The organism is Pseudomonas sp. 05N433, from assembly GCF_056396925.1.
The window spans coordinates 74,296-90,100 of the sequence record NZ_JBFTML010000016.1 but is presented as its reverse complement, the minus strand read 5'-3'; the positions used below and the strand labels follow the sequence as shown (position 1 = coordinate 90,100).

Annotated in this window: 15 protein-coding genes; 7 read left to right on the top strand and 8 right to left on the bottom strand. The window is 61.8% G+C overall.

The window, feature by feature from the left end:
* The 3 genes from AC1DIS_RS11435 to AC1DIS_RS11425 form a co-directional block, all read right to left on the bottom strand.
* The coding region (locus tag AC1DIS_RS11435) for a DUF6531 domain-containing protein (RefSeq protein ID WP_477780886.1) at positions 1–2,030 on the bottom strand (2,030 nt) is incomplete at its 3' end.
* 148 nt (positions 2,031–2,178) lie between these two features.
* Entirely contained in the window at positions 2,179–2,949 is a 771-nt protein-coding gene (locus AC1DIS_RS11430) for an HvfC family RiPP maturation protein (RefSeq protein ID WP_477744449.1), read from the bottom strand.
* Positions 2,942–3,778, bottom strand: coding sequence for an HvfB family MNIO-type RiPP peptide maturase (locus AC1DIS_RS11425; protein WP_477744448.1), 837 nt, complete (start codon positions 3,776–3,778; stop codon positions 2,942–2,944). Before AC1DIS_RS11425 ends, AC1DIS_RS11430 begins: the two co-directional genes overlap by 8 nt.
* A gap of 301 nt (positions 3,779–4,079) precedes the next feature.
* On the opposite strand from AC1DIS_RS11425, the gene AC1DIS_RS11420 reads away from it, so the two are divergent.
* The gene (locus AC1DIS_RS11420; protein ID WP_477780885.1) at positions 4,080–5,126 is read left to right on the top strand and encodes a class I SAM-dependent methyltransferase; all 1,047 of its coding nucleotides are present in this window, start codon (positions 4,080–4,082) and stop codon (positions 5,124–5,126) included.
* Positions 5,127–5,377: 251 nt separating this feature from the next.
* Here AC1DIS_RS11420 and AC1DIS_RS11415 read toward each other — a convergent pair whose 3' ends face one another.
* Positions 5,378–6,271, bottom strand: a complete 894-nt coding sequence (locus tag AC1DIS_RS11415) for a LysR family transcriptional regulator (RefSeq protein ID WP_019649313.1) — start codon at positions 6,269–6,271, stop codon at positions 5,378–5,380.
* Positions 6,272–6,419: 148 nt separating this feature from the next.
* Between AC1DIS_RS11415 and AC1DIS_RS11410 the strand changes: the two genes are divergently transcribed.
* Genes AC1DIS_RS11410 through AC1DIS_RS11400 form a run of 3 tightly spaced genes read left to right on the top strand, consistent with a single transcriptional unit; the run spans position 6,420 to position 9,010 of the window.
* On the top strand, positions 6,420–7,118 hold the full coding sequence (locus AC1DIS_RS11410) for a CoA transferase subunit A (RefSeq protein ID WP_018928063.1): 699 nt from the start codon (positions 6,420–6,422) through the stop codon (positions 7,116–7,118).
* Positions 7,119–7,154: 36 nt separating this feature from the next.
* Positions 7,155–7,820 (top strand): CoA transferase subunit B, encoded by a 666-nt coding sequence (locus AC1DIS_RS11405; RefSeq protein ID WP_018928064.1) that lies wholly within the window; start codon positions 7,155–7,157, stop codon positions 7,818–7,820.
* A gap of 11 nt (positions 7,821–7,831) precedes the next feature.
* Positions 7,832–9,010 (top strand): acetyl-CoA C-acetyltransferase, encoded by a 1,179-nt coding sequence (locus tag AC1DIS_RS11400; protein WP_477744446.1) that lies wholly within the window; start codon positions 7,832–7,834, stop codon positions 9,008–9,010.
* A gap of 192 nt (positions 9,011–9,202) precedes the next feature.
* On the opposite strand, the gene AC1DIS_RS11395 is transcribed toward AC1DIS_RS11400, so the two are convergent.
* Complete coding sequence (locus tag AC1DIS_RS11395; RefSeq protein ID WP_018928066.1) at positions 9,203–9,805, bottom strand: NADPH-dependent F420 reductase; 603 nt, start codon at positions 9,803–9,805, stop codon at positions 9,203–9,205.
* 110 nt (positions 9,806–9,915) lie between these two features.
* On the opposite strand from AC1DIS_RS11395, the gene AC1DIS_RS11390 reads away from it, so the two are divergent.
* A complete protein-coding gene (locus AC1DIS_RS11390; protein ID WP_018928067.1) occupies positions 9,916–10,812 on the top strand; it encodes a LysR family transcriptional regulator in 897 nt (298 codons plus the stop codon).
* Between the two features lie 16 nt (positions 10,813–10,828).
* On the opposite strand, the gene AC1DIS_RS11385 is transcribed toward AC1DIS_RS11390, so the two are convergent.
* A complete protein-coding gene (locus AC1DIS_RS11385; protein ID WP_086945471.1) occupies positions 10,829–12,148 on the bottom strand; it encodes an Nramp family divalent metal transporter in 1,320 nt (439 codons plus the stop codon).
* A 147-nt stretch (positions 12,149–12,295) separates the two neighbouring features.
* On the opposite strand from AC1DIS_RS11385, the gene AC1DIS_RS11380 reads away from it, so the two are divergent.
* Positions 12,296–13,078, top strand: a complete 783-nt coding sequence (locus tag AC1DIS_RS11380; protein ID WP_457326973.1) for a hypothetical protein — start codon at positions 12,296–12,298, stop codon at positions 13,076–13,078.
* A gap of 108 nt (positions 13,079–13,186) precedes the next feature.
* Positions 13,187–13,774 carry a DcrB/PsbP domain-containing protein gene (locus AC1DIS_RS11375; RefSeq protein WP_477744445.1) on the top strand — a complete coding sequence of 196 codons (588 nt, stop codon included), beginning with the start codon at positions 13,187–13,189 and terminating at the stop codon, positions 13,772–13,774.
* An 11-nt stretch (positions 13,775–13,785) separates the two neighbouring features.
* Here AC1DIS_RS11375 and AC1DIS_RS11370 read toward each other — a convergent pair whose 3' ends face one another.
* Positions 13,786–14,502 (bottom strand): alpha/beta hydrolase, encoded by a 717-nt coding sequence (locus AC1DIS_RS11370; protein WP_349746651.1) that lies wholly within the window; start codon positions 14,500–14,502, stop codon positions 13,786–13,788.
* 129 nt (positions 14,503–14,631) lie between these two features.
* Entirely contained in the window at positions 14,632–15,744 is a 1,113-nt protein-coding gene (locus AC1DIS_RS11365; protein ID WP_064617001.1) for a succinylglutamate desuccinylase/aspartoacylase family protein, read from the bottom strand.
* Between the last annotated feature and the right edge of the window lie 61 nt (positions 15,745–15,805).

Genomic DNA, 15,805 nt, shown 5'->3' with positions numbered 1-15,805 from the left:
GCATTGCGCTGGTATTTCCACACCGCCTGACCGCGATAGCGCGCATGCAGGAAACCGTTGCGATACTCGTAGGCCGTCGGTTCGTCTTGCGGTGGAATCAGCGCCACCAAGCGTCCGACGTCGTCGTAACGGTATTCGGTGACAGCGCSGAGCGGATCCTGCTCGGCAATCAATCGACCCTGCTCGTCRTAGGCCTTGAGCTGTTCGCCGCCATCCAGCCCAACCCGGCGCACCAGCCGCGCCCGGTCGTCRTGGACGTAAACCTCTTCGCTGCCATCGATGTTCCGGACGGTGACGCKGCCCTGGTCATCCCAGACATAGCGCGTGTCCATCTGCGCAAACGACGCCCAGTGGCGAATACATCTGGCCGCCTTACCAGACCGTTCCCACTCCCAGAAGAAACTCGCGCCACCGGCCAGTTGCCGCTGCAAAATTACGTGCTGGTCGTCGTAGTCGTAACGCTCGCTTTCCCCGGCGGCGTTGCTCGCTTCGATCAGTTGATCGCGTTCGTCGTAGTGGTAACTGACCAAGGTTTGTTCGGTGTGCCAGGCCTCGGCRAGGRTCTGGGCCTGGCGAAAACTTTGGTAGTCGACAGCGATCAGGTGGGCACGGTCGTAGCGCAACAGCAAGGCACGACCGGCWCCGTTGTCGAGGCGCTGGATGCGTTCCTGACGGTGGGCGAGCGAATGGCTCCAGCCAAAGCCGAGGCCGCAGTCGATCTCGGCGGCGCTGGTGCGATAGAGTCGGGTGAAGTCGAACGGCAGGATGCCGTCCAGCGCACCGTCGGTGAGGGTCAGCAGTTCTTCGCCGGTGACCATCGACACTGGGCAGCCATTTTTGCAGGTCGACGGTGCACAGGTGGCGCTGTCGCCGTTGGGGTTTTTCGCCTGATCCGGGGAGTCGTCGTGGTGTTCGTTTTTTTTCAGTGTGGTGTTGCGTTTGGCATCCCAGCGCAGTTGCATCCGGCCTTTTTTCAGGCCCGCCGCAATGCCACGGGCGGCGACTTTTTTGTAGCGGTCGACATAGCCGATGAAGTTATTGATGATCGTGAAAATCGCCTTCACGAGACGCACAACGGCACTGATCAACTGCGCAGCTCGATCAGCCAAACGCATCGTCAGATAGGCGATGCCGGCGCCCGCCCCGGCGAACGTCAGGACGAGGCCAATCAGGATATCGATCAGCAGCTGCACCACCACCATCGACACCGCTTCGGCGGTTTTGCCGGCAATTTCGCTGGGTGGCAGCATGTCCAGCCAGAGGCTGGCGCAGCGCACCAGCAGGCACAGCGCTGCTTCGTCACTGACTAGCAACTGGGCTTTTTCCATGACATCCGGTGCGGCTTTGGCGAGCTTCTCCAGCTCTGCGGCGCTTTCGCCCAACCGCTCTCCAAACTTCGCCGGATCCTTGAGAATGTCCGACAGCAGGCCGATGCTGTCCCACACGCCTTCAATTGCCGCCCAACTTCCCGCGAGCATTCCATTGCCTACAGCAACCGAAGACGATTCCGACCACCTCGGTTTGAACGTCTGCCATTCATCACGCAGCCAGCTGTCGAGTTCCTTCGTCAGGCCGTCGTACGAGGAAAACAGCTCATTTACCTGATCCGGGGTGACTTCGTTGTGAACATGAACGCGGTAGAACTTGCCGGGTGTACCGGTGAACTCTCCCTTGCCACGTTCATTGAGCGTCACAGGCGTCGACTTACCGCCATCCACCGCAATGACATCGACCTGAATATTCCCCAACGGAACATCGTAAACCGACTCAAACTTGCTCTCGATCTGCAGAATTCCGCCGTCGGGACACTGCGCAACGCTGGAGAAAAAATCGTCATCGCTGCTGCTGACGGACTTACTGGTATCGCCCAGTTTGATTTTGCGTTCCATGTCCATCAGCGACGGCAAATCAGCGGCACGGCTGGCCATGTCCGCCGTTTGGTTGAACCAATGCTTAAGCTGTTTGCGGTAGAGCGTCAGGGAGTCCGGAAAACGGTCTAGCTCCTGCTCGATACGGGCGATGTGCTCCATCAACGCACCGGAAAGTAGGCAGTGACGGGAGAAAAGGAGTCGAACATAAGCAATCCCTTGCGCAGAAAATTAGGCGCGGGGACTTTGCGGGGGATCAATCAGAAATGAAGTCAGGAAAGGTAGAAATGGATGTAGGGCGATTCGCTGATTAGCAGCGACTAAAGGCCGCTATGCCGATTACCCCCTCCCCATGCATCTGCCGCAACAACGCCAATCCACTATCGATAAAGGCCTGCGCCCCCGCCATCCCCGCCTCCACCGCCAGCCCTTCCAGTTGCGACCGACCATCGAGCTGAGGAAATTCCCCGATCCGCTGCAACAACCGCCACGCCAACGGGCTCAGTTCAGAGAAGCGCACACTCCAGTCTTCAGCCCGACGCACCAACAGCAACGTCGGCTGAGTCGGTGGCACTTGCGGCCGATAATCCGGCCCCACTTTTTGCACCGGCCAGCCATAGGCCAACGGCCAGGCCAGTGGCGAAATCTGCAACGGTTGATCCAGCAGCAATCCAGCATCACTGGCCGGCAACGGCTCAGCGTCGGATTGTTGCAGGGCCATTTCGACCCATTCGTAATGCGCCAGCTCGACCATGAACGGTGGCCACGGCCCATCGTTCAGCGCCTGAGGCATCGATGCGAGGAACTCGACGAACTCCTGGGCAATCTCGCCGAATTTGGGCGTTTGAGCGCGGTAGTCCCGCAGGAAGATCCGCACCAGAGAACGCCAGTCACTGTCCCCCAGTATTCTCACCAACACCGGAAAGGTGCCGCTGAGCAACGACGACAGGTTCGAGAACACCAGATCGCGATAAACCTGCGCCCGTGCCACGTCCATCCCGGCAGGCGGTGCGCAGTGGTCGGGATCGCGCAGGTAACGAGTCAAGGTGTCTTGCTGCTGATATAGCGTCGGCTTATCCATGGTTAGCCTCCTGCTGCAGTCGGCGGATGGTCTGCAACTCGCTGACCAATTCAGAGAACGCCGGGTAGTTGAAGTCCCGCTCAAGCAGCGTCGGCTGTACGCCGAACCGCGCATACGCCTCGGCCAGCAAAGCCCAGACCACCGGTTTGACCGAGGCGCCGTGGGTGTCGATTTTCAGGGTGTCGGATTCGTCGAAATGCCCCGCCACATGCATCGCGACCACTCGCCCCGTGTCGATGCCCGCCAGAAACGTCTGCGGATCGAAACCGTGATTGATCGAGTTGACGTAGACATTGTTGACGTCCAGCAGCAGGTCGCAATCGGCTTCGCGCAGCACTGCGTTGGTGAACGTCAATTCGTCCATGTCCTGCTGCGGCGCGGCGTAGTAGGAGACGTTTTCCACCGCCAGGCGCCGACCGAGAATGTCCTGTGCCTGACGAATTCGGGCGGCAACGTGATGCACCGCTTCCTCGGTAAACGGCAACGGCAGCAGATCGTAAAGATGCCCGTCATCGCTGCAGTAGCTCAGGTGTTCGCTGTACAGCGGCACCTTGTAGTGATCGAGGAAAACCCGCACCTCCCGCAGAAGCCCGACGTCCAGCGGCGCCGATCCGCCCAGCGACAAGGACAAGCCGTGACAGGACAATGGATAACGCTCGGCCAGGGCACGAAACGCCGCGCCATGCGCGCCGCCGATGCCGATCCAGTTTTCCGGCGCGACTTCCAGAAAGTCGAAAGCGCCCGCCGAGGCTGCTTGAAGGTCCTTCATCAAACCGCGGCGCAAGCCTAGCCCGACGGTCGCCTGCGCAGATGTGAGGGGAATTTGCATGGTGTCGATCTCATCCTGGGATCCGGTCTCCAGCGCCTGAACACTCAGTGCCGGCCGGCAGGCCCAGTCAAGCGCCTCGGTGTGTCGGGTCTGTGTGCGCAAACACCCCTCTTCTCAGCGCACTGTATCGGACAGGCAGCCAGATACAGAGGGATACACGAACTAGACTTGTTGATTACCCCCCGCGGGGGGGAGCCAGGACGCGGTTATCGTCCTGTTCATTCCCACGATCACCGCCCACAGGCGCATGCCTCGACAAACAATGCCTGCGGGCCGTGATCCTGCTGAAGGAGCACACAAGATGGACGAGGCCAGACTCAATGATTTCATGGGCAAACTGGTGAGCGACATGGGCGGCGCGGCGATGCTCGCCAACGTCATCCTCGGCGAAGAACTCGGCCTGTACCGGGCCATGGCCGACAGTCAGCCCGTCACCCCCGAAACACTCGCCGCGAAGACCGGCTGCAACACCCGCCTGCTGCGTGAATGGCTCAGCGCCCACGCGGCCTCCGGTTACATGGAACACAGCGACGGCCAGTTCCGCCTGCCTGAAGAGCAAGCCCTGGCGCTGGCGATCGAAGACTCACCGGTCTATGTGGCCGGCGGTATGGCGGTGGTTGCGTCGTTTTTTCATGACAAGGACAAACTGGTCAACGCCATGCGCGGCAACGGCGCCCTGCCCTGGGGCGATCACCATCCGTGCATGTTCAGCGGCACCGAGCGGTTCTTCCGCCCAGGCTACAAGGCGCATCTGGTCAGCGAGTGGCTGCCGGCGCTCGACGGGGTGGTCGCCAAACTGGAAGCCGGCGCGAAAGTGGCGGACATCGGCTGCGKCCACGGCGCCTCGACCGTGATCATGGCCCAGGCTTTCCCCGAGTCGCGGTTCGTCGGTTTCGATTACCACGCGCCCTCGATCACCGTCGCCACCCAGCGCGCCGAAGAAGGTGGCGTGTCCGGTCGGGCGCGGTTCTTCCAGGGCAACGCCAAGAGCTATCCGGGCGACGACTATGACCTGATCTGCTATTTCGACTGCCTGCACGACATGGGTGACCCGGTGGGCGCCGCACGGCATGCCTATGAATCGCTCAAACCCGACGGCACGGTGCTGTTGGTTGAGCCCTTCGCCAACGACACGCTAGACGAGAACGCCAACCCGGTGGGACGGCTGTTCTACGCCGCCTCGACCTTTATCTGCACACCCAACTCGCTGTCCCAGGAAGTCGGCCTCGGGCTCGGTGCCCAGGCGGGCGAGGCACGGTTGCGCAAGGTCTTCACCGAGGCGGGGTTCACCCAGTTCCGGCGAGCCACGGAAACGCCGTTCAACCTGATTCTGGAGGCGCGTAAATAAGGGCAGGCGCATCATCCGGGCAGGTTGGTCTGCCCGGATGCAACGGATGAAACCGGACCCTGTGGGAGCGGGCTTGTGTGGCGAGGGGGCTTGTCGGAACGCCGCATCGCCCCGTTCGATTGCGAAGCAGTCGTAAAACCAGTCACCGCTTTCTAAATTCAAGATCGCGGTGATTGGTTTTAGGGGTGCTTCGCGCCCCAACGGGGGCAAGCCCCCTCGCCACACAAGCCCGCCCCCACAGGTGACCGTGATCAGCTCAGACGCTCGCCAAGGTTTTCGGCCTTGAGAATATCGAACAACGCCTGCGCCGCCGCCGACAGTTCTTGCCCCGTCGTCAGTACCCCGATCGCCCGTTCCACCACCGGGTCGCGCAGGGTGATGCAACGCGCGCCCAGCTCGCGCATCTGCCCGGCGCACAACGCTGGCACCGCGCTCACGCCCAGTCCGCTGGCCACCATCCGCCCGACCGTTGCCAACTGATGACTTTCAAACTCCACCGGCAATTTCATGCCCCGCGCTTGCAAATGCTCTTCGAGCATCACCCGCACCGTGGACGGTCGCTGCAAGGTAATGAACGGTTCCTTGAGCAAGGTCTGCCAATCGATATCGCCCAGGTCCGCCAGCGGTGAATCAAGCGGCACCACCGCCACAAACCGGTCGATGTACAACGGGGTGAATTGCAGCGACGAACTCTGGGTCGGCTCAAACGCCACGCCCAATTCCACCTGACGGTCGCGGACCATTTCCAGCACCTGCTCGTTGATCACGTCGTTCACCGTGACGTTGACCTTGGGATAACGCGCGCGGAAGGTCTTGAGGATCGGCGGCAGCAGGTTGCCGGCAAACGACGGCATCGCCGCCAGCGTCACGCGGCCACGCTGAAGGGTGAAGCGTTGGCGCAGTTCATCCTCGGCATTGTCCCAGTCCGCGATCAGCCGACGGGCCAGTGGCAGCAGCGATTCACCCTCGGCGGTCAGTGCGACGTTGCGGGTATTGCGGGTGAACAGGCGCCCGCCCAGGCCCTCCTCCAGCGCCTTGATGGTCAGGCTCAACGCCGACTGGGACAGGTGCAGCCGTTCGCAAGCCACGGCAAAGCTCAAACTCTGGGCCACGGCCAGGAAGGCGCGGATCTGTTTAACGGTCATGGCCACTGTCTCCAACGTAGCGCGCACTCATTGGTGAGTTTTATCTATCAATCAACCTTAAAAATCAACTTAACAAATAAATCCTGTGGCGAGACACTCCCTCCCCATCCGGCTAGCCAGCCGCCCACAAAGAATAAAAGAGGTGCATATGGCAGGGTTCGACAAGCGCGTGTATTCCTATGAGGAAGCGATGGCCGGTCTTGAAGACGGCATGACCGTGATCTCCGGCGGCTTCGGCCTGTGCGGGATTCCGGAAAACCTCATCGCCGAGATTCAGCACCGGGGCACCCGTGACCTCACCGTGGTCTCCAACAACTGCGGCGTCGATGGGTTCGGTCTCGGCGTGCTGCTGGTGGACCGGCAGATCCGCAAAGTGGTGGCCTCCTACGTCGGCGAGAACAAACTGTTCGAAGACCAACTGCTTAAAGGCGAAATAGAAGTCGTCCTGACCCCCCAAGGCACCCTCGCCGAGAAAATGCGCGCAGGCGGTGCCGGCATCCCGGCGTTCTTCACCGCCACCGGCGTCGGCACTCCAGTCGCTGAAGGCAAGGAAGTGCGCGAATTCAAGGGCCGCCAGTACCTGATGGAAGAATCCATCACCGGTGACTTCGCCATCGTCAAAGGCTGGAAAGCCGACCATTTCGGTAACGTGGTCTATCGCCACACCGCCCAGAACTTCAACCCGCTGGCCGCCACCGCAGGCAAGATCACCGTGGTCGAAGTCGAAGAAATCGTCGAACCCGGCGAGCTGGACCCGTCGCAGATCCACACCCCTGGCATCTACGTCGACCGGGTCATTTGCGGCACGTTCGAAAAGCGCATCGAACAGCGCACCGTGCGTAAGTGATCCCCTGCCCCCGGACCGAATGAAGGAATAACAACAATGGCACTTTCCCGCGAACAAATGGCTCAGCGCGTCGCCCGCGAAATGCAGGACGGCTACTACGTGAACCTCGGCATCGGCATTCCGACCCTGGTCGCCAACTACATCCCCGAAGGCATGGAAGTCATGCTGCAATCGGAAAACGGCCTGCTCGGCATGGGCGCCTTTCCGACCGACGCCGAAGTCGACGCCGACATGATCAACGCCGGCAAGCAAACCGTGACCGCGCGTATCGGCGCGTCGATTTTCTCCTCCGCCGAATCGTTCGCGATGATCCGCGGTGGCCACATCGACCTGACCGTGCTCGGTGCGTTCGAAGTGGACGTCGAAGGCAACATCGCCTCCTGGATGATCCCCGGCAAACTGGTCAAGGGCATGGGCGGTGCGATGGACCTGGTGGCCGGTGCGGACAACATCATCGTCACCATGACCCACGCCTCCAAGGACGGTGAGTCGAAACTGCTGCCCCGCTGCAGCCTGCCGCTGACCGGCGCCGGTTGCATCAAACGCGTGCTGACTGACCTGGCCTACTTGGAAATCCACAACGGTGCGTTCATTCTCAAGGAACGCGCACCAGGCGTGAGCGTTGAGGAAATCGTCGCCAAGACCGCCGGCAAACTGATCGTGCCTGACCACGTCCCGGAAATGCAGTTCGCTGCCCAGTGAGGAATCCGTCCATGCAAGACGTTGTGATTGTTGCTGCCACTCGCACTGCCATCGGCAGTTTCCAGGGCGCGTTGGCCAATGTGTCTGCGGTGGACCTCGGTGCTGCGGTGATCCGCCAGTTGCTGGCGCAAACCGATCTGGACCCGGCGCAGGTCGATGAAGTGATCATGGGCCAGGTATTGACCGCCGGCGCCGGGCAAAACCCTGCGCGTCAGGCTGCGATCAAGGCCGGCCTGCCCCACGCCGTACCGGCCATGACCCTGAACAAGGTCTGCGGCTCGGGCCTCAAAGCGCTGCACCTGGCAGCGCAGGCGATTCGCTGCGGCGATGCCGAGGTGATCATCGCCGGTGGCCAGGAAAACATGAGCCTGGCCAATTACGTGCTGCCGGGCGCCCGCACCGGTCTGCGCATGGGCCACAGCCAGATCGTCGACACGATGATCAGCGACGGTTTGTGGGATGCGTTCAACGATTACCACATGGGCATCACCGCCGAGAACCTGGTGGACAAGTACGGCATCAGCCGTGAAGCCCAGGACGCCTTCGCTGCCGCCTCGCAACAAAAAGCCGTGGCCGCCATCGAAGCCGGGCGTTTCGTCGATGAAATCACCCCGATCCTGATCCCCCAGCGCAAGGGCGATCCGCTGGCCTACGCCACCGATGAACAGCCGCGTGCCGGCACCACCGCCGAGTCCCTGGGCAAGCTGAAACCGGCCTTCAAGAAGGACGGCTCGGTGACCGCCGGCAACGCCTCGTCGCTGAACGACGGCGCCGCCGCGGTGATCCTGATGAGCGCCGCAAAAGCCAAGGCCCTCGGCCTGCCGGTGCTGGCGAAAATCGCCGCGTACGCCAACGCGGGCGTCGACCCGGCGATCATGGGCATCGGCCCGGTCAGCGCCACCCGTCGTTGCCTGGACAAGGCCGGCTGGTCCATCGATCAACTGGAGCTGATCGAGGCCAACGAAGCCTTCGCCGCGCAATCCCTGGCGGTGGCCAAGGACCTGGAATGGGACCTGAGCAAGGTCAACGTCAACGGCGGCGCGATTGCCCTGGGTCATCCGATTGGAGCGTCGGGTTGCCGGGTGCTGGTGACCTTGCTGCACGAGATGATCAAGCGTGACGCCAAAAAAGGCCTGGCCACCCTGTGCATTGGTGGTGGTCAGGGCGTGGCATTGGCGATCGAGCGCTAGCCCGAGACCGCGTTGTCGTTCATCGCGAGCAGGCTCGCTCCCACRGGTGACCGCATTCTCCCGAGAGCACTCTGTTACCTGTGGGAGCGTGGCTTGCCCGCGACGACGGCGGCACAGTCAACATTGATGTCGCCTGACACACCGCTTTCGCGGGCAAGTCCCCTCACCACAACGGCTGGAAACCTCTGGCCCTCAGGCAAATTTCACCAGGTTCAAGACCGGCAACGGACCGCCCGGGAACTGCACCAGCCGCGCCCCGACACTCAGTTCGCCCAGATCGATTCCAAAGAAGCCCAATCGCTCGATCAGCGCTGCCACTTGAGCCTTGGCCTCGGCATCGTCACCAGAAAGAAACAACACTCGCCGCCCACCCTCCGCCGCCGGATCACTCTCAAGCAGATGCGCTTGAAGGTGATTGAAGGCCTTGACCACCCGCGCGCCAGGTACCCATTCGGCAAACACTTCACTGGACGGACGGCCCTGCAAATCCACCGCTTTGAACGATGGCGCCTCGATCGAATTGTTCGCGTCGATGACAATCCGCCCGCCGAAATCCGGCAATCCGGCCAGTGCCGTTGGCAATTTCGACCAGTTCACCGCGACCAGAACGATCGGCTGCGCGGCCGCTTCTTCACGGGTGCCGGCCCGCGCCGTCGGCCCGAGTTCTTCCACCAGTGAGGCCAGGGTTTCCGGGCCGCGGCTGTTGGCGATGACGACTTCAATGCCCTGACGGGACAATGCTTTGGCGAAGGCTGTGCCGATGGCGCCGGCGCCGATGATTCCGATAGTGCTCATGGTGTTCACTCCGTAGTGGGTTGGTGGAGTGAATACTGCGCTTGCCATTACTACTTTATTAGACGGTAATGAGTTGAATGATCTTCAAGTATTAATATCAGGTGTCTGAGATGGAAACACTCGCCAACCTCGAATCTTTCGTGCGCAGCGCTGAAACCGGCAGCTTCTCCGCCGCCGCACGGTTGCTCGCACTGACGCCCGCCGCCGTCAGCCGCAACGTGGCGATGCTTGAACGCAATATCGGTGTGCGGCTGTTCCAGCGCTCGACCCGCAAGCTGTCACTGACCGAAGCCGGCGAACGCTTTCTGGCCAGCATCGGCGGCAATCTGCAGGCGCTGCAGACGGCGATCAGTGCGGTGTCCAGTGATCGCGGGGAGCCGGCGGGGGTGCTCAAGGTCAGCTTGGCGCCGACGTTCGGCATTGACCACGTGTTGCCGCTGTTACCGGAATTTCTGGCGCGCTACCCGCTGATTCGCTTGGAATGGCACTTTGAAAACCGCCAGGTCGATCTGATCGCCGAAGGGTATGACGCCGCCATCGGCGGCGGTTTCGAGCTGACACCCGGGGTCGTCTCGCGGACGTTGGCAGCGGCGGATGTGGTGGCGGTGGCCTCACCGGCGTACATGGCCGGACGCACCCTGCCCAGCAGCCCGGCGGACCTGGCTCAGTACAACGGCATTGTGATGCGCGGCATTCGCACCGGGCGGGTGCGCCAATGGGTGATGCGGGATAGCGTGGGCAATGAAGCCAGCGCCGAGCTGAGTGAAAACATCGTGCTCAATGACCCTGCCGCCATGCGTGAAGCGGCCCTGCTCGGCCTTGGTGTGACGCTGCTGGTGTCGCCCGATGTCATCGCCCATATCCAGCACGGCGAACTGCTGCGCTTGTTGCCGGACTGGCATGCCGACGCGGGATCGATCTCGCTGTATTACCCGAGCCGCACGTTGATGCCGGCCAAGACCCGGGTGTTTATCGATTATCTGGTTGAGGCGTTTGAGCGGGGGTGAAGATCAAAAGAATGACTCAGCCCACAAACTGCAAAATCAACCAGCTGTTGGCCGCACTGATTACCGTAAACAATCCCCACGCCAACACCCGAGTTGGCAGCCGATTCACAAACGGCCCCATGAGCGTCTGATCGTTGGTCATGCGAATCAATGGGTACAACGCGAATGGCAGTTGCAGGCTGAGTACCACCTGACTCAACACCAGCAGTTTGCCGATTGCCCCGTCGCCCATCAGCCACACGCCGATAAACGCCGGGATCAGCGCCAGCCCGCGAGTGATCAAGCGCCGTTGCCAGCAGGGCAAGCGCAGGTTCAGGTAGCCCTCCATGATCACCTGGCCCGCGATGGTGCCGGTGAAGGTCGAGCTCTGCCCCGACGCCAGCAACGCCACACCAAACAACACGCTGGCCAACGCCCCGCCCACCAATGGATCGAGCAAGTGATAGGCATCCTGGATGTCCACCACGTCGGTGTGCCCGGTCTTGTGGAAGGCCGCCGAAGCAAGAATCAGGATCGCCGCGTTGACCAGCAGTGCCAGGGCCAGGGAGCCGATGGTGTCGATGCGCGCCAGTTTGACCGCGTCCTGCTTGCTGGCCAGGTCTTTGCCGATCATCCGCGTCTGCACGATCGAGGTATGCAGGAACAAGTTATGCGGCATCACCGTGGCCCCGAGAATGCCGATGGCCAGGTACAACGGCGCCGCATCGCCGATCACCGAAAGTGACGGTGTGAAACCGCGAGCGACATCCGGCCAATAGGGTTTGATCAGCAGCAGTTCGACGAAGAAACACGCGCCAATAGTGCCCACCAGCACCAGCATGATCGCCTCCAACCGGCGGAAACCCCGGTTTTGCAGGGCCAATACCAGCAACGTGTCGAACGCGGTGAGCGCGATGCCAAACGTCAGCGAACAGCCCAACAGCAAGTGGAACGCCAGGGCGCAGCCGAGCACTTCGGCGAGGTCGGTGGCGATGATCGAAATTTCCGCCAGCAGCCACTGGGTCCGTGCGGTCCGCGTGCTGTAGCGCTCCCGGCATAACTGCGCCAGGTCGCGCCCGGTGGCGATACCCAGACGCGAGCACAAACACTGCACCACCATCCCCGCCATGCTCGCCAGCAACACCACGAACAACAGGCTATAGCCAAACCGCGAACCGGCCTCGATGGCCGTGGCCCAGTTGCCCGGGTCCATGTAGCCGATGGACACCAGCAAACCGGGGCCGGCAAAACGCAGAACGCGCTTGTAGAACGAAGCACCAGGGTCAACGGCAACCGTGCCGGCCACTTCCGGTGGGCAAAACGGCGCGGTGCCGACTTTGGGCAAACTGAATTTCACGCAAGCATCCGTCAACAGGTGGGAGCGCGCAGCTTAGACGTTTCGCGCACCCGGGTGTAGGCGCTCAACGCTTGCGCAGAGACCGCCTTAAGCAATCCATCGCCCGCAATGCTAACGTGACCGGCACACACAAATGGAGATGCGTGCGTGCTGATGCTCAAGCTGCTGGTGATCCCGGGGTTTCTGCTGCTGATTTCCCTGGCCGGTAAACGCTGGGGACCAAGCGTGGCTGGTTGGCTGTCGGGGTTGCCGGTGGTGGTCGGGCCGATTCTGTTGTTCCTCGCCATCGAGCAAGGCCATGTGTTCGCCGCTCAAGCGGCAACGGCGGCGCTGTCAGCCATGTTCGCGATGATTGCCTTCTGCGTGACGTATGCCCAGGTCGCACAACGCTTGAGCTGGCCGTGGGCGCTAACGATGGCGCTGCTGGTCTGGGCGTCGGTGGCTGTTGTGCTGTCGCTGATCCCGCCATCGCTGGCGCTCTCGGTGATCGCCGCCGCCACCGCGTTGCTGGCCGCGCCGTACCTGTTTCCCTCGGTGCAACCCGTCGTTTCAGGCCCGGCGCCCAAATCCGACAAACTGCTGCTGCGCATGATGGCTGGCGCCCTGCTCACGTTGGCCGTGACGCTGCTGGCCAGCACCGTCGGCGAGCGCTGGAGCGGATTGCTCGCAGTGTTCCCGGTGCTGGGCAGTGTGATGGCGGTGTTTTCCCAGCAGACTCGCGGGCCAGCGTTTACGGCGGCGTTGCTCAGGGCCACGGCAACCGGGATGTATTCGTTCGCGGCGTTTTGTCTGGTGCTGGCGTTGGCGTTGCCGAGGTTCGGCTGGATGGGATTTGCATTGGGGATAGGCGCCTCGCTCGGGATGCTGTTGGTGACTAAACAACGGGCATTGCGCCCGGCGCCTTATCGTTTCAACGAACGGCAACGATGATCACCACACGCCTTGTGTAGCAGCTGTCGAGCTTGCGAGGCTGCTGCTACAAATCGCAATCCATGGGATGATCGCCGTCATAGCGCGACCATCCCACGGAGAGTTTGAATGTCATTGTTGAGTAAAAAAGCCGTTGTTCTGCTGCTGACAGCGGCTGCCAGCATGGGGGCCTTGAATGCGCAGGCGGCCAAGGCCACTACCAGCGACAAAGCGCCGACCCAGAAGGTCTCGATGCTCGGCGGCAAGTTCACCTTCACCCTGCCCAAGGGCTTCATCGCCAATCCGCTGCCGGCCGGCGACGCGGCCACCGGTACCGCCGGGGCGACGGGCACGATGTACACCAACCAGACCACTAAAACCGTGGTGATTGCCGCTGAAAACACCATTCCCGGCGGCGCCAACGTCAAGGACAACGACGGTGAGTTCCTCGACGCCACCGTGTCCGCCTTCGCCACCGAGCAACGCAACGCCTTGCCGGACTTCAACAAGCTGAGCGAAAAAAGCCTGACCCAGAAAAGCACGGGGCTGGGCCTGCGACAGATCGACAGCACCGCCACCCAAGGCGGCGGCATGACCCTCGACACCTCGCTGATGGCCGCCTCTGGCACTCGCATGGCCATCATTCAGGTCATCTCCCGCCCCAACGACAAAACCGGCCACGAAACGCTGGTGAACCAGATCATCACCGGCAAATAAACCCGACCGGCTCAGGGATTGAGGCGCTGCAACCAGGCGCTCAAATCCTGCATCTCGGTGGCGCTGATACTGTGGCCGACGCCTTCGTAGGCATGGAACTCGGGCTTGAGTGACAGGCTTTGCAACAGGCTGTCGGCCTCAGTGCCGTCGGTGTAGGGCAGGCGTTTGTCGGCGGTGCCATGACCGATGAAAATTGCCAGCGGCTGGCGTTTTTCATCCGGTTTGAGTTCGGACTTGAGCACCGGCAGAATGCGCCCGCTCAACGCCGCAATGCCGCCCACCGCCTCGGGATGACGCAACGCGACTTCATAGGACATGATCGCGCCCTGGCTGAAGCCCACCAGGAAAACCTTGTCCGCTTCGGTGTGATATTTTTTTGCCGCTTGTGCGACGAAATCCAGCAGCACCTGGCGGCTGGTTTTCAGGTCGTCAGTCTCGCCGTTATAGGCGCCCTCGCCCTTTTTGCGAAACCACTGGTAACTGCCCTCTTCCAACGTCATCGGCGCCCGCACCGACAGGTAGGTGTACTGCGGCGGCAATTCATCCTTGATGCCGAACAGGTCCTGCTCGTTGCTGCCGTAACCGTGCAGGAAAATCACCAAGGGCTGGTTACGGGATTCAACGTTGGCCTGTTCCAGGTACTTGAGCGGCAGATCGGTGTGTAGCGGGATTTCAGCGTGGACGGCGGTGGACGCCAGGAGCGTGAGCAGAGCGAGAAACTTCAACATAAACCTTCCTTCACAGCGCGCAGGATTCGGGGCAGAGCCTAACATCTCTTCCCGCCGATGCACCGTTTCCCTCTGATGCACCGCGCCCCCGCAAGAGGCAGCGCCTACATGTTGAATCGCGTCGAGACGTCAGTCGTTGACCAGTTTCCCGACCCGGATCGGCTCACGTCCGGCGACTTTCGCCTGCCAGGTGCCCGGTTGCGTGTAGCGTCCGCGATCGATGGCAAACAGCACGCCGCTGGTTCCGGCGCACACGGTGGTGGCCCGGTCGCTCAATGGATCGACTACTTCAAACAACGCGTCGCCCCGCTCCACCCATTCACCTGAATTGCGCAGGAAACTGACCACCCCGTGATGCGGTGCAAACAGGTACTCGGTGCCTTCGAACGGCAGGCCCTCACAACATTCGCTTGGCGCTGACGGCCAGGTGCCGGTGATGAAACCCTGTTCGGCGAGGAACCCCAGGATCGCCTCGCAGTTGGCCTGGGCCTGATCGACCCGTGTATCGCCCATGCTGCCCAGCTCCAGCGTGGTCGCCAGGTTGGCCGGCGGGATCGCTGCCTCGGGAAAGGCCCGTGCCAGGCGCAACCACGGCGTAGAGCACGACTCATCGAAAGAGCTGCCGCCGGAATCCTCACACAACAACGCCACCCCGGCCTTCAGGCGAGCCGCCAGGGAGCGCCATTGCGGCCAATGCTGCGGCAAGGCATACAGGTGAATCGCCGCGTCGAAATCGCAATGCAAGTCGAGGGTGATGTCGGCCTCGCAGGCGTGGCGCAGCAGCAAGCGGTGCATGGCTTCCAATTGCGAAAGCGGTGCCGGCAAACCATCGAGCACCTGCCCCATGGTCTGGCGAATCAGTACGATGTTGGCCTGGGCGTCACCACCCAATTGATCGCCGATCAACTCAGCCACCGGTGCGCTGAGTTCAACGAACGAGCGGTTGAAGTTCTTGCCGCTGCCCAATTCGAAGCGACCCATGTGGCTGCCTTGCAGGTGCTGATCGAGGCCGATGGGATTGGCTACCGGCACCAGTTCGATAATGCCCTGAAGTTGCCCCTGGGTTTCGAGCTCGGCCAGACGCTTCTTCAGTTCCCAGGCGGTGCGCATGCCCGGCAGTTCGTCCGCGTGCAGGCTGGCCTGGATGTAAACCTTGCGAGTACCCGCGCCATAACGAAACACGCTGAGCGTGCGTTCAGTCCCCAGATGGCTCCAGGGCAGTGAATGATCGATGCGTTGCATGGGGACTCCTGAATATCTGTGCGATGAGGCCATTCTTGTGGGAGCAAGCCTGCCCGCACCC

Coding starts and splice junctions, on each gene's coding strand:
- AC1DIS_RS11375 (WP_477744445.1), top strand. CDS start 13,187: ATGTCATTGTTGAGTAAAAAAGCCGTTGTTCTGCTGCTGACAGCGGCT.
- AC1DIS_RS11410 (WP_018928063.1), top strand. CDS start 6,420: ATGGCAGGGTTCGACAAGCGCGTGTATTCCTATGAGGAAGCGATGGCC.
- AC1DIS_RS11390 (WP_018928067.1), top strand. CDS start 9,916: ATGGAAACACTCGCCAACCTCGAATCTTTCGTGCGCAGCGCTGAAACC.
- AC1DIS_RS11430 (WP_477744449.1), bottom strand. CDS start 2,949: ATGGATAAGCCGACGCTATATCAGCAGCAAGACACCTTGACTCGTTAC.
- AC1DIS_RS11365 (WP_064617001.1), bottom strand. CDS start 15,744: ATGCAACGCATCGATCATTCACTGCCCTGGAGCCATCTGGGGACTGAA.
- AC1DIS_RS11415 (WP_019649313.1), bottom strand. CDS start 6,271: ATGACCGTTAAACAGATCCGCGCCTTCCTGGCCGTGGCCCAGAGTTTG.
- AC1DIS_RS11400 (WP_477744446.1), top strand. CDS start 7,832: ATGCAAGACGTTGTGATTGTTGCTGCCACTCGCACTGCCATCGGCAGT.
- AC1DIS_RS11425 (WP_477744448.1), bottom strand. CDS start 3,778: ATGCAAATTCCCCTCACATCTGCGCAGGCGACCGTCGGGCTAGGCTTG.
- AC1DIS_RS11405 (WP_018928064.1), top strand. CDS start 7,155: ATGGCACTTTCCCGCGAACAAATGGCTCAGCGCGTCGCCCGCGAAATG.
- AC1DIS_RS11395 (WP_018928066.1), bottom strand. CDS start 9,805: ATGAGCACTATCGGAATCATCGGCGCCGGCGCCATCGGCACAGCCTTC.
- AC1DIS_RS11370 (WP_349746651.1), bottom strand. CDS start 14,502: ATGTTGAAGTTTCTCGCTCTGCTCACGCTCCTGGCGTCCACCGCCGTC.